Genomic DNA, 13,157 nt, shown 5'->3' with positions numbered 1-13,157 from the left:
ATATTTAGTTTTTAAACGCTTTAAATGCTCCTTTAATGATTTATGTACTTAGTATATAATAACTATAATCTTAATTTTGGGAGTGTTACATTAGATGAAAAATAGTGCGCTTATTATTGTTGACTATTCAAATGATTTTGTTGCTGATAATGGCAAATTAACTTGTGGCCTTCCTGGGCAACAAATTGAAAATTATATTGTTGAAAGAATTGAAGTATATAATAAAAAACAGGCTAATATCTTTTTTCTTATGGATTTACATTATGAAGAAAATAGTTATCATCCAGAAAACAAACTTTTCCCACCTCATAATATAATAGACACCACTGGAAGAGAACTCTACGGTAAAGTAAATGATATTTATCAAAATATCTTATTTAATGATCATGTTCATTATTTAGATAAAACGCGTTATGATTCATTTTGTGGTACGCCTTTAGACATTATGTTACGCGAACGCAACATTACGCATTTAGAAATTGTCGGGGTATGTACAGACATTTGCGTGCTTCACACTGCTATCACTGCCTACAATTTGGGATATGCTATTTCAATTTCCCATAAGGGTGTTGCTTCATTTAATCCAACAGGACATCAATGGGCATTAGATCATTTTAAAAATTCATTAGGTGCTGAAGTAGAATAACAATAGAAAATCATGATAAAATAAAATTAAATAAAAAATTAAGGAGAATTAAAACATGGCAAAAACTTATATTTTCGGTCATAAAAATCCAGATACAGATGCAATTTCATCAGCTATTATTATGGCAGACTTTGAACAACAAACAGGAAATACAGACGCAACACCTTATCGTTTAGGTGAAGTAGGACCTGAAACTCAATATGCATTAGATCATTTTAATGTGGAAACACCAGAATTACTTAGCGATGATTTAAATAATCAAAATGTTATTTTAGTTGACCATAATGAATTCCAACAAAGTGCTGATACGATTGACAAGTCATCAATTCAACATGTCGTTGATCATCATAGAATTTCAAACTTTGAAACTGCAGCACCATTGTATTATCGTGCAGAGCCAGTAGGTTGTACTGCAACAATCTTATACAAAATGTACAAAGAACGCGGATTTGAAATCAAACCTGAAATTGCTGGTTTAATGATTTCTGCTATCATTTCAGATAGCCTACTATTTAAATCACCAACTTGTACACAACAAGATATTGACGCTGCTGAAGCTTTAAAATCAATTGCAGACATTGACTTAGAATCCTATGGTCTAGAAATGTTAAAAGCAGGTGCGTCTACAACTGATAAAACTGCATCTGAACTGTTAAATATGGATGCGAAATCATTTAATATGGGTGACTATATTACACGTATTGGCCAAGTTAATACTGTAGATATTGATGAAGTATTCCAACGTCAAGAAGAGTTAGAAAAAGAAATGTTAGAAGTAAGTACAAATGAAAAATATGATTTATTTGTATTGCTTGTAACTGATATCATCAACAGTGACTCTAAGATTTTAGTCGTTGGTGCCGAAAAAGATAAAGTAGGCAATGCATTCAATGTTCGACTAGACAACAACACTGCATTTTTACCAGGTGTTGTATCTCGTAAAAAACAAGTGGTACCACAAATTACAGAAGCTTTAAGTTAATTTCATACTTTATCAATATATAACGTTGTAATAGTAAAAACTTAAATAGTTTACTATATAGAAAAACTGGAACATAATAATAATTATGTTCCAGTTTTTTATCCATCATTTTAAACTATCTAAATCATCAATATACTAGGAGGAATAATATTTGAATTCAATAGAACAATCTTTCCACAATAGTAAACAATATTTTAATACTCATGAAACCAAATCACTTAAATTCAGAAAAAAGCAACTCAAGCAATTAAGTAAGAGTATTAAAAACTATGAAAGTGAATTACTTGAAGCTTTTCAAGAAGATTTAGGTAAAAATAAAGTAGAAGCCTATGCAACTGAGATTGGCTTTACATTAAAAAATATTAAATCAGCTCGTAAAGAACTTAAAAATTGGGCGAAAACCAAACAAGTAAACACACCATTATTTATGTTCCCTACTAAAAGCTACATTATGAAAGAACCTTATGGCACAGTACTCATTATTGGACCTTTTAACTATCCGTTCCAATTACTAATAGAACCGTTGATTGGTGCAATTGCTGCGGGGAACACTGTGATACTAAAGCCTTCTGAGTTCACACCAAATGTATCTGGTGTCATACAACAAATTATTGCCGATGCATTTGATCCTGAATATATTAATATCATTCAAGGAAATGCTGATACAACTCAAACTTTACTTCAATTTCCTTTTGATTATATTTTCTTTACAGGTAGTGAACAGGTTGGACGCGTTGTTTATGGCGCAGCAAGTAAAAACTTAACACCAGTAACTTTAGAGCTTGGTGGAAAGTCACCTGCAATCATTGATGAGAGTGCAAATATTAAAGTTGCAAGTGAACGTATTTGTTTTGGTAAGTTTACAAATGCTGGGCAAACTTGTGTTGCACCGGATTACTTACTTGTAAACCGTAAAGTTAAAGATGAACTTATCAGTGCATTAAAAAAGACAATCACTGAATTTTATGGCACAAATATTCAAGATAGTCCAGACTATGGGCGAATTGTAAACCAAAAACATTATCATCGTTTAAACGAATTATTAAATATCCATTACCCTGAAATTACTTTCGGTGGTCAAACTGACATTAATGAAAATTTTATTGCACCTACGATTTTAGAAGGTACTACTTTCGATTCAAAAATTATGGAAAATGAAATTTTTGGCCCAATTTTACCTATTATAGCTTATGATGATTTTGACGAAGCAATTGATTTAATACGTACTAAACCTAAACCACTAAGTCTTTATTTATTTAGTGAAGATGAAAACAGTTCAGAGAGAATATTAAATGAATTATCATTTGGTGGCGGTGCAATCAATGATACCCTTATGCATTTAGCAAATCCTAACTTACCTTTTGGCGGTGTTGGTGCTTCCGGTATAGGAAAATATCATGGAAAATACTCATTTGATACTTTTAGCCATGATAAATCTTATATTTTCAAATCTACAAGGCTTGAATCAAGCCTATTGTTCCCTCCTTATAAAGGAAAATTTAAATATATTAAAGCATTTTTCAACAAATAGTATTTTGATATATTAAAGCCCGAAAACTTAATATAGTTTTCGGGCTTCTTATCATTTGTTTTTATTTTAAGAACTGAACACAAACACCTTCTGGCGCATTTTGTGATTCATCTGATTTCTCTAATTTCCCAGTAACTTTATCTCGCTTAAATACAACTACTTCATAATTACCTTCTTGGTGAGCGCAAACTAAGAAATCATCTGATTCAGGAATATTAAAATCACGTGGAAATGCTCCGCCGCTCGCTACTATATCTACAAGTGAAATTGTTGATCCATTGTCTCCAACTTTAAATATAGCTATACTATCATGTCCTCTATTGCTGATATATAGGAATTTTTGATCATGAGATAATCTTACTGCAGCTAATTTTGTTGCACCTTCAAAATTTTCGGGTATTGTTGCATGGCGTTCAATTTCTGAGAACTCACCATTTTCATATGCCATAACACTTACAATATTTGATAATTCATGTACAACATAAGCAATTTTGCCATTTTCATGGAATGAAATATGTCGTGGCCCATCTCCGGGCTCAAAATCATATACAGCATATTCACTGTAGCCATTATCTCCAAATTCATATGTCACAATCTTGTCAGTCCCTAAATCCATGGCTACCACATATTTTTCATCTGGCGTTATACCAAGGTAATGGACATGAGGTTGCTCTTGTCTTTCTAATGGGCCTGTTGGATAGTCATGTGTTAACTCTTGGATTAAACGAATAACTTCACCAGTAGTCGGATTCGCTTCATAAATACGAGCCAGTCCTGCACCATAAACTGCCTCAAAGATATATTTTCCATCTGGTGAAACTGAAACATAACATCCGCAACCTTTTGTTGAAGCTAAACATTTATTAATAAGGCTAAGTTTGCTATCTTTTTCTATTTTAAAACTTGCGATACCGCAGTCTTCACCTTCACGTGTGACAGCATATAAAAATGAATGATGCTGATTCACGTATGTTGATGCTTCTAATTCATAACCCGTTTCTACCTCGACAACCGTTCCTGTTTGTTCATCTAATTCAAAACGGTAAATGCCCTTTCCCTCTTTTTTCGTATATGAACCGATATATCCTACTGTAGTCATGTAAACCCCTCCATATTATGATACTTTCATTTTAATAAATATTAATACTAAATGACAATATAATGGTTTTAGCGTTAATACGCCGTTTATAAATAATCCTATTGAAACTTGCATGACATAAATATATTTTACTTTTATTGAACTGACTTATCTTAATTAAACTTATCATTTTCTAACTTTCATTTTAATTATTATCTACTTTCTTTTATAAGATAACTGAGTTTTCAGACATTGGAATCAATGTTTTATTAAATATTGAAAAATAACTTGCAATAATACGAACAAGTGTTCTATTATTAAGTTGAGGTGATTGGATGCTTTCAAGTAAATATAATAATAAAGAAACAGATTACAGAAAAATACCTAGAGAAAAATTAAATCCTAATATTCCACAAGGGCGTGGTATGGTTAAATGGGCGCCTTTTGCAACGTTACCCGAACAATTTGAGGCAGTACAACAACATATCATTGATCAAAATAAAATTGACCGTCCTATTTTATCAGACGATCAATTAAATGAACTCAATATTCAACTACATCAAGCACTACATGCGAATACACCAGTGAATATCGAATACTATAAGAATGGTTGGTTAGAATATATCACATTGGAAATTAAGAATATTGATATGCTTCATATGTATTTGGAAGGATATCCACTTGCTACTTCAAACACAATAAAATTATCGCTTTTTGATATCACAAACATAAATCTAAAGCACCAACCAAAGTCGAATTAAAAGTCAATTATTGGATACACTTAATTCTCAGTCTTTCGACTGCATAAGCCTCCGTATCATCTGCATTCTGCAGCACTCTCGTTTTAGGTTCGCAGTCTTTCGACTGCATAAGCCTCCGTACATCTGCATTCTGCAGATGTACGGAGGCTAAAAAAATAGAACACTTAAAAGTGTTCTATCAGTAATTAATTATTAGATTCGATGTCTGAAACGATTTCTTTTGTTTTATTTTCGATATCTTCAAAGTCTTTTTTGAAAATATAAGCAAATACAACAGCACCTATTCCTGCTGCTAACGATACAGTAAGAATTGTACCGAATACAAATTTAAATAAACCTTTAATAAAATTCCACATTCTGTTTCACCTCAATAATTTATTAACATGTCTAACATTTATGATAGCATACTTAAAGACATCAATAAATATATACCCTTTTTCAAATAAATTATTCTTAGCATTCATAATATAAAATTACATTATAAATATACTAAATAACTATTATATACTAAATAGTTTGAAAAGAATTGAAATATTAATAACCATTTGAAGTAAACATGATACTACTATAAAATAATTATTAGATACTAATTACCCCACCAAGTTGATAGAGCATCTCTTAATTGTCCATAGTAATTTAACATAATCATCACCTCATTCAACTAAATTAAGCTTTAGTTTTAAAAGTTAATTTTATGATAACTTCCACAGCACGGTAATACAATTAACATGACGTTACAATGAGATAACATTATTGTAAGGTTACACTTAACATAGGAGTTTTTTTATGCAAAAAGTACAATCAGATATTTTAACGCATCGAGGATCACATTTTGATTTAGGCATCAAAACTGCTCAATGGATGCAGCAAACGCCAATGCTAAAAAACAGAGAAAAAGAATGGAAAAAGCGTATGCCTAGATTTGATATAAACATTAAAGAAACATATGATGTTTTCCAAATGTACGCACCACAAATTTGGGAAGAAATAAAAGGTATGCAAGAAGTTTTAAACCTTCCTACCAAACAAATGATACTAAACTTCGGACATTATCGTTTTACACCATTAAAAAATAGCGGCTGCACTGTATTTTTAGGTAATGATTACATGGTACGCAACTACGATTATCATCCTGCCACTTATGATGGTCGATATTTATTATTTCAACCAAATGATGGTGGTTTAGCACAGATTGGCCCAACTTCACGCGTAACTGGAAGAATGGACGGAATGAACGAAGCCGGCCTTTCTATGGGCTACAATTTCATGCATCGTAAACATCCTGGTGATGGTTTTGTATGTTACATGATTGGCAGAATTATTTTGCAGTACTGTAAAACTGTGCCAGAAGCAATTCAATTGTTAAAAGAAATCCCACATAGAAGTTCGTTTAGTTACATTGTTATGGATAAAAACCTAGAACATGCAATCATTGAAGTTACACCTCGTTCGATTAATGTGCGTTATGACCAAACTTGTACGAATCACTTTAAATTATTAACACATGAAAATAGAAATTATACAGCAGAATCAGAAGCGCGTTTAGAACGGCTTATTAAGCATAAACCAACGCATTTAAATAAAGCAGAAGCCTTTAAGCTGTTTAATAATCCACAATATAAAATTTACAGTAAATTATTTAAAAGTTGGTCAGGAACGATACATACAAGCATGTATGAACCTCAAAGTTTAACTGCACATATTGCAATCGGCGAAAATAATTATCCGACCATAATAAACTTTGCAGATTGGATTAATGGACAAGCTTTATCCACAGACACACTTTTTGGTCATTTAGATACCGAATTAACTTTTGCAACATATTGAACTATATTAAAAAAGTGGGACGACGAAACCTAATTATATTAAAAAGATTTCGTCGCCCCATACCAATAAAGATGACTAGGATTGAAAAAAGTATAAAATGATTACTTGAGCTGAAGCTCAGTCAACTACTAACAACAAGCACGAGTCAGGGACGAATCAATGATGTCCCTGACTCTATAAAATAATTAATCAACCACTATATCCCCATCAGTGGTATATAGCTCTAAAATATTATCCCCATTTCCAACTTTTTCATTCATAAAATGCTTATTATTAACTTTTTTATCACCATGAAATGGATATAACTTAAGAAGTGTGTTTTTCGGAGCGTTTTTATAACTAATGTTAATATCTCCTTTTTTAGCAGATGCCTTAAAATTTGAATTGATGTCAGTATCAGATAATCTTATAGTTCCATTGTTTGCTAATAACACTGAGTCCTGAATAAGCGTATTTTCACCCGTTATTCTGGCATTTTCAGTTTTAATATTGGCATTATTTATTTCACTTTCTTTAAACGTTATAGCTGAATTTAATCCTTTATATTTTAACTTTCCAAACTTAGATTCATTTAAAATCACTTTACCGCCATTTTTATGATTTTTTGATAAATTTGCATCATTTACATTTAATTGTTTAACAATTATAGTATTATATTTACTTGATACATGTAGCTTATTTAATTTTTCTTCAGGCAAAGTAATAATTAAGTTATCCTCAAAATTTCTAAAAGGATTGTAATTTAAACCATAATGATTTTCTAGTTTTTCAGTCTCTTTAACTTTCAACGTTTTATCATTATTGTTGATATCAAGATTTCTTTTACCTTTATATCTCACTGACGTTTTATCTCCAGGTTTAATTAAAACTTTACAATTTTCAGTTAAAACATCTAAATTATTAATATCTTTAGAATCTAATACTTTATTAACACTATTTAATTTTTCATTTTGTTTTTCAAAACCGAACCATGTAACACTTCCTAAAAGAAAGCATGTTATAAATAAAGTTAGCCCACCTAAAAATAACCGCTTCATAAATCTACACTTCCTTTAATTGTTCGGATATTCCATCTTAAGTATTTTAAAATTAAACGATAGACAAGTTGTGCTAATTTAGCAATAATTACAAATAAAACAATACCTAATCCTGTAAAAGAAAAAGCAAAAAAGTAATTGCTTATCGCGAGGCTGATCATATGATTCAATAATCCATGCACAATTAACAATATGGGGCTAATAGTTAAGAAAAATGCAACGAGCAATAATGCACACATAAACACTGCTAGTATAACCATGGGTATCAAAATAATAATTAATGACAAGATCCCCATACCTAAAGAAGCCATAATTGCTCTGACAATATTTTTAGTATTTGGCCTATATTCAGCAGATACAATAGCATTTTTTGCCATTATCTGCTTACCAATCTGCTTTGGTGATTCTAAAGCTCCAATGATTTGGTATTCATTTTTTCCATTATTTTCTTGTTCAAAAAAATATTGTTCATATTCATACATCACTTTGTCTCGTTCATTTCGAGGTAGGTTTTCTAATTCTTGTTCTAGCGCATTTAAAAATGTGATTTTATCCAAGTTATCTACCGCCATTCAAATTGTAGGATTTAATCAATTTCTATTTCAATTCAAAAATGGCAAACCACTGCGGAGTGTCATTACCAAATTTAGTTACTATAAATTTCAATGCTCTATATTTCACCATTTCTATGTACAAAAAAAATTTTAATATATTTTATTATCCAAATGTAACTTACAAAAGTTCAATGATTATATAATTAATTAATGTTTAAATATTATTAGTTAAAAAATAGATATCAAAAAGTTATGTAACTCAATGTTGTTTTACACTATTCATACTAAATCAATATAGCATAAACATTTAGTATTTTCATTTAAAACAAATATTAAAACTTATTACTTTTCTAAGTATTAAAAATTTTCTTTCATTTAAAATTGTTGATATAATAATAGCTAATAAATTAAAGGGGGAAAAATAATGACAAGTTTAGAAACTTATTTCAAAAACAGTCAACCACTTGATCAGTACATTGAGGATATGACTGAAAACCAAGAAAATTTACTAACAATTTATAAATCATTCTCACTTCCTCAAGATGATGAACGTCTTGAAAAAATCAAATCTTTACCTTACAGTAAAGTGCTTGTAATAACGGAAGATTGGTGTGGAGATGCTATGATGAACCTTCCTATTCTAAAGCATATAAGCGAAGAACTACACTTGGAAGTCAGAGTATTCCATCGCGATGAAAATACAGATTTAATAGATCAATACTTAACAAATGGCACAGCTAGATCCATTCCAATATTTGTTTTTCTAAATGATGACTTTGAACAACAAACTGTTTGGGGTCCTCGTGCTAGACAAGTCCAAAATTTTGTAGATGAAACGCGTTCAAAATTACCTGAAAAAGACGATCCTACATTTAAAGATAAATCTGCAGAAACACATACAATTATTGCAAATCGTTACAAAACAGACTCACAAATGTGGAAACATGTTTACGATTCCATCTTAGATAAATTAATCACTAAATAATTAAACACGTATGAATTGGATTAGCTTTACTACAATTCATACGTGTTTTTTATTGAAGTTTAATTTCTACTATTAAATATCTTTTTTAGATGCATAGAATAGATTAATAATAAATAAAATAACAATTGAAGCTGAGGTAATAAACCATTGCCAATTACTAAATGTATAATCTCCAGAAGTCGTTTTCGATGTTAAATAACTAAATGGAATATATTTTAATGAGTCTTGTATATTATCTCCAATTTTTGGAATCATTGGTAAGAAAGGCTCTGCAAAAGGCACAATCAATACTAAGAAAATCCCTAATGTGAATATAAGCGCTGTTTTAGGCACTACTAATGCAAATAAATATAATAGTAATCCAAAGAATAAATGGAACATTAGGAAAAACCATAATAATTCAAAAATTTTATCAGTTTTAATATTTTCACCATCTACAATACCCTGAACAATTAAAACAAATGCAACAAGAATTGCTGTTATTAATATGGCAATTAATATAATAGAAACAACTTTTGCAACAACATAACCTACACGACTCGATGTTTTATTCATATATAATTGAATCGTACCTTGTGAAATATCACGTGTGATTGTTTTTATTACAAAAAGTAGTCCCATAATAGAAAAGAACCAACTACCTATTGAAAGTAATGTATTACCGTTCATTTCATCAGATTGTTGAACAAATAAAATTGTAAATCCAATCATTGGTAAAATAGTCAATAATAATGCTAAGTAAGTTAAAGGACTTTTAAAAATACTAATCAAGTCATATTTTACAAGTTGAATACTGTTCATTATTGGCCACCTTTCTGATTGATATTGAAGTACGTATCACGTAAAGAACTTTTGCGTGTTTCAATAAACTCAGGGAAAATTTCTTTACTTGCTAGTCCTTTTAATATGTCTTTATAGTTTTTTTGAGCCTTTAATATAACTTCTCCTGTCTCTCTTTGAGACTGTATAACATCAAAGTGTTCATTTAAATAAGCTAATCCTGCTTCAAAGTCATCCGCTTCAAGATTCAATACTGTAGAATCAGTTGGGGCGCCTTCTTTCATATCAACATCTTGCACAAATGTACCATCTCTTAAAAAGACTGCTCTATCACAAATTAATTCTATATCCTCAAGTTTATGACTTGAAATCAAAATTTTCATATCTAGTTCCTGAACAAGCGATTGTATCGTTTTTAAAACGTCAATTGAGCCATCAGGATCCATTCCATTTGTTGGTTCATCTAATATTAAATATTTAGGCTTATTCATTAAAGAAACTGCAATGGCTAACTTTTGTTTCATACCCATTGAATATTTTTTAATTTTCTTTTTAATATAACTACGCATTCCAAATGCATCAATAATTTGATCAGCATACTTTTTATCAAATCCTTTTCCTAACACATTTGCAAAAAGTTTCAAGTTATATAAACCAGATTTATTATCATATAGTTTAGGGTGTTCTATTAAATAACCTACGTTTTCTTTATTACTTAATTGAACTTCACCTTTATAATTTACAATGTTGCCATTCATCACTTTCATTAAAGTGGTTTTACCCACCCCATTTTTGCCTATTAAACCAACAATTTGACTATGGCCAAAATCAAAATCAATATGGTCTAATACATTATTATTACCATATGTTTTAGTAATTTGTTTTAACTGCATAATGCGCCTCCTTTAAAGTTAATTTAGCTTTTTATATTGAATGATATAATTTACTCCTAAAAATATAACACTTAACAATAAGAAGCCATAGTTAAAGAAATCTTTAAAATATCTTAAATGTTCAAAGTCATAATCAAATAGTACAGAACAACCAATAATGATAATTGCAATGACAAAAGGTAAGAAAATTAACATTCCTAACACATAAGGAATAAATGAAATATATTCTGCCTTTTGTTCTATAAACCGCTTAAAACCTAATGGTATCGCGAAAAGATTAATGGCAATATAAGAAAATGGCAATGTGAAGTTAATATTAATTGTATTACTTGAATAGTTATCATTGGATATGCCATATAAGGATAAGATACCTGCACCAACCAAAGTAAATACCAAAACAGTTATATAGTTCGCATTTAATAAAGATAATTTAGAAACCGGTAAACTGGCAAAAAAATCATATGACTGTTTATGTCCTAGCTTTTTATTAAATCTAAAAACATGTCCTGAATCTAACACTGAAATAACTACTAGTACCATAACAAGTGCAGAATAAAGCACTTTATTTATCAATGTCTCATGATTCAAAATTAATTGTAGAGGTGAAACAATCAGTAAAACTGCATATAAAACAATCGTCCATTTGCGTAACTTAAGGTTTCGAATAAGTAAATTTTTCATCTTATACCTCCCACATTGTTAATTATTAGAAAGTCCCAAATTATGCTTTGGGGTTCCTTTTTCGAGGTAAACCATTAAGTCTTCAATTGTTGGACTTGTGATTGCAACAGCATTACCAAATATTTCATAAAACACATTAGCCTGTGTTGTTAACGCAGTATAACCCGTTTTATTAATTTCAAAATATTGAGTTAAATGCATTAACTCTTCATCAATTTGGTTGGAATCACCTTTGACAATTTTAAATTGAGTTAAAAGATGATCTAAAAAGTCATTTAAAACAACTTCACCATCCTTAATATAAACTAAATAATCAGCAATTTTCTCCAAATCAGAAATAATGTGTGTCGATAAAAAAACAGTCTTTCTTTCATCAATAAGTTCTTTTTGAATGATATCTAAAACTTCATTTCTATTTATAGGATCTAAACCTGAAGTAGGTTCATCTAAAATAAATAGTTCAGCTTGATGACTAAATGCGATTGCAATCGATAACTTCATCTTCATTCCCGTTGAGAATGTTTTAATCTTTTTATTAAAAGGCAAATCAAATAATCCAACATAATGTTCAAAAACATCATGGTTCCAATAACTATAAAATGGCGCAATATAATTTTCGATTTTTTTAATAGTCCATTTGTCATTAAGATATAATTCCGAATAAATAAAACCAATTTTATCTTTTATTGCTACAGCGTTATTTTTCATTTTTTGATTAAAAACTAATATTTCACCATCATTGGGCTCAATTAAGTCCATGATTAACCTGATAATTGTAGTTTTACCAACACCATTTGCACCGATGAAACCAGTTACAAAACCTTGAGGAACTTCAAATGAAATATCATTTAATTGAAATTCTTTAAATTGATAGTTAATATTTTTCAATTCTATAGCATTCATTCGTCGTCCTCCTCATAAATCAACGATAAAATTTCTTGTAACTCAGATAAAGTCATCCCAATGGTCTTGGCTTCTTTACTCATTGATTTGGCTAAGGACTCAATAACTATAAACTGTTTTTCTTTTAAAATTGAACTATCCTGTTCCTTCACAAATGTACCTTTTCCTCTTATGGTAAAAACAAAACCATCTTTCTCTAAATCTTCGTAAGCACGTTTCGTAGTGATTACACTAACACTTAAATCCTGCGCCAGTTCTCTCATTGATGGCAAATGTTCTCCAGGAGTAACGTGTCCTTTTAAAATGTTCTCTTTTACTTGTTGTTTGATTTGTTCATAAATCGGTCTTTCACTACTGTTTTTTAAAAGTATTTTCATTAACGTCCTCCCCTATAACTGTATATACACAATATATACACGCTTGTAAAGTCAAATTTTCATTTTTACTAAAAACTTTAAAGTGATTAAAAATTTTGAGCTAAAATAAGTGCAAATAACTA

15 protein-coding genes are annotated in these 13,157 nt (G+C 30.0%); 6 read left to right on the top strand and 9 right to left on the bottom strand.

What is annotated here, in order from left to right; all coding sequences use genetic code 11:
- The first annotated feature begins 94 nt into the window (after window positions 1–94).
- The 3 genes from KA926_RS09045 (at window position 95) to KA926_RS09035 (ending at window position 3,159) form a co-directional block, all read left to right on the top strand.
- Window positions 95–646: a cysteine hydrolase family protein gene (locus KA926_RS09045; RefSeq protein WP_064264577.1), complete on the top strand. Its 552-nt coding sequence runs from the start codon at window positions 95–97 to the stop codon at window positions 644–646.
- 55 nt (window positions 647–701) lie between these two features.
- Complete coding sequence (locus KA926_RS09040) at window positions 702–1,628, top strand: manganese-dependent inorganic pyrophosphatase (RefSeq protein WP_064264578.1); 927 nt, start codon at window positions 702–704, stop codon at window positions 1,626–1,628.
- A 151-nt stretch (window positions 1,629–1,779) separates the two neighbouring features.
- Window positions 1,780–3,159: an aldehyde dehydrogenase gene (locus tag KA926_RS09035; RefSeq protein WP_107385056.1), complete on the top strand. Its 1,380-nt coding sequence runs from the start codon at window positions 1,780–1,782 to the stop codon at window positions 3,157–3,159.
- A 61-nt stretch (window positions 3,160–3,220) separates the two neighbouring features.
- Here KA926_RS09035 and pglS read toward each other — a convergent pair whose 3' ends face one another.
- Window positions 3,221–4,258 (bottom strand): 6-phosphogluconolactonase, encoded by a 1,038-nt coding sequence (pglS, locus tag KA926_RS09030; RefSeq protein ID WP_210144163.1) that lies wholly within the window; start codon window positions 4,256–4,258, stop codon window positions 3,221–3,223.
- 314 nt (window positions 4,259–4,572) lie between these two features.
- On the opposite strand from pglS, the gene KA926_RS09025 reads away from it, so the two are divergent.
- Window positions 4,573–4,998: a YolD-like family protein gene (locus KA926_RS09025; RefSeq protein WP_064264581.1), complete on the top strand. Its 426-nt coding sequence runs from the start codon at window positions 4,573–4,575 to the stop codon at window positions 4,996–4,998.
- A 185-nt stretch (window positions 4,999–5,183) separates the two neighbouring features.
- Here the strand turns inward: KA926_RS09025 and KA926_RS09020 are convergent, their stop codons facing one another.
- Window positions 5,184–5,354, bottom strand: a complete 171-nt coding sequence (locus KA926_RS09020) for a hypothetical protein (protein ID WP_019469577.1) — start codon at window positions 5,352–5,354, stop codon at window positions 5,184–5,186.
- Window positions 5,355–5,784: 430 nt separating this feature from the next.
- Between KA926_RS09020 and KA926_RS09015 the strand changes: the two genes are divergently transcribed.
- A complete protein-coding gene (locus KA926_RS09015) occupies window positions 5,785–6,825 on the top strand; it encodes a C45 family autoproteolytic acyltransferase/hydrolase (RefSeq protein ID WP_210144162.1) in 1,041 nt (346 codons plus the stop codon).
- Window positions 6,826–7,010: 185 nt separating this feature from the next.
- Here the strand turns inward: KA926_RS09015 and KA926_RS09010 are convergent, their stop codons facing one another.
- Window positions 7,011–7,862 (bottom strand): DUF4097 family beta strand repeat-containing protein, encoded by an 852-nt coding sequence (locus KA926_RS09010; RefSeq protein ID WP_210144160.1) that lies wholly within the window; start codon window positions 7,860–7,862, stop codon window positions 7,011–7,013.
- Window positions 7,859–8,419: an HAAS signaling domain-containing protein gene (locus KA926_RS09005; protein ID WP_064264605.1), complete on the bottom strand. Its 561-nt coding sequence runs from the start codon at window positions 8,417–8,419 to the stop codon at window positions 7,859–7,861. Before KA926_RS09005 ends, KA926_RS09010 begins: the two co-directional genes overlap by 4 nt.
- 421 nt (window positions 8,420–8,840) lie before the next feature.
- Between KA926_RS09005 and KA926_RS09000 the strand changes: the two genes are divergently transcribed.
- Window positions 8,841–9,401: a thioredoxin family protein gene (locus tag KA926_RS09000; RefSeq protein WP_107386641.1), complete on the top strand. Its 561-nt coding sequence runs from the start codon at window positions 8,841–8,843 to the stop codon at window positions 9,399–9,401.
- A 72-nt stretch (window positions 9,402–9,473) separates the two neighbouring features.
- Here the strand turns inward: KA926_RS09000 and pmtD are convergent, their stop codons facing one another.
- Genes pmtD through pmtR form a run of 5 tightly spaced genes read right to left on the bottom strand, consistent with a single transcriptional unit; the run spans window position 9,474 to window position 13,035 of the window.
- Window positions 9,474–10,202, bottom strand: a complete 729-nt coding sequence (gene pmtD, locus KA926_RS08995) for a phenol-soluble modulin export ABC transporter permease subunit PmtD (RefSeq protein ID WP_019469572.1) — start codon at window positions 10,200–10,202, stop codon at window positions 9,474–9,476.
- On the bottom strand, window positions 10,202–11,074 hold the full coding sequence (gene pmtC, locus KA926_RS08990) for a phenol-soluble modulin export ABC transporter ATP-binding protein PmtC (RefSeq protein WP_210144159.1): 873 nt from the start codon (window positions 11,072–11,074) through the stop codon (window positions 10,202–10,204). The genes pmtD and pmtC overlap by 1 nt, the downstream gene beginning before the upstream one ends.
- Before the next feature lie 18 nt (window positions 11,075–11,092).
- Complete coding sequence (gene pmtB, locus KA926_RS08985; protein WP_210144157.1) at window positions 11,093–11,755, bottom strand: phenol-soluble modulin export ABC transporter permease subunit PmtB; 663 nt, start codon at window positions 11,753–11,755, stop codon at window positions 11,093–11,095.
- Between the two features lie 18 nt (window positions 11,756–11,773).
- Window positions 11,774–12,658, bottom strand: coding sequence for a phenol-soluble modulin export ABC transporter ATP-binding protein PmtA (pmtA, locus tag KA926_RS08980; protein WP_210144155.1), 885 nt, complete (start codon window positions 12,656–12,658; stop codon window positions 11,774–11,776).
- Window positions 12,655–13,035: a PSM export ABC transporter transcriptional regulator PmtR gene (gene pmtR / locus KA926_RS08975; protein ID WP_019469568.1), complete on the bottom strand. Its 381-nt coding sequence runs from the start codon at window positions 13,033–13,035 to the stop codon at window positions 12,655–12,657. Before pmtR ends, pmtA begins: the two co-directional genes overlap by 4 nt.
- Window positions 13,036–13,157 lie beyond the last annotated feature (122 nt).

This window comes from Staphylococcus sp. GDY8P94P, from assembly GCF_017892255.1.
Taxonomy (GTDB): Bacteria; Bacillota; Bacilli; order Staphylococcales; family Staphylococcaceae; genus Staphylococcus; species Staphylococcus cohnii.
Note: the sequence above shows the minus strand (reverse complement) of the source record. Positions and strands in the feature narration are given on the sequence as shown.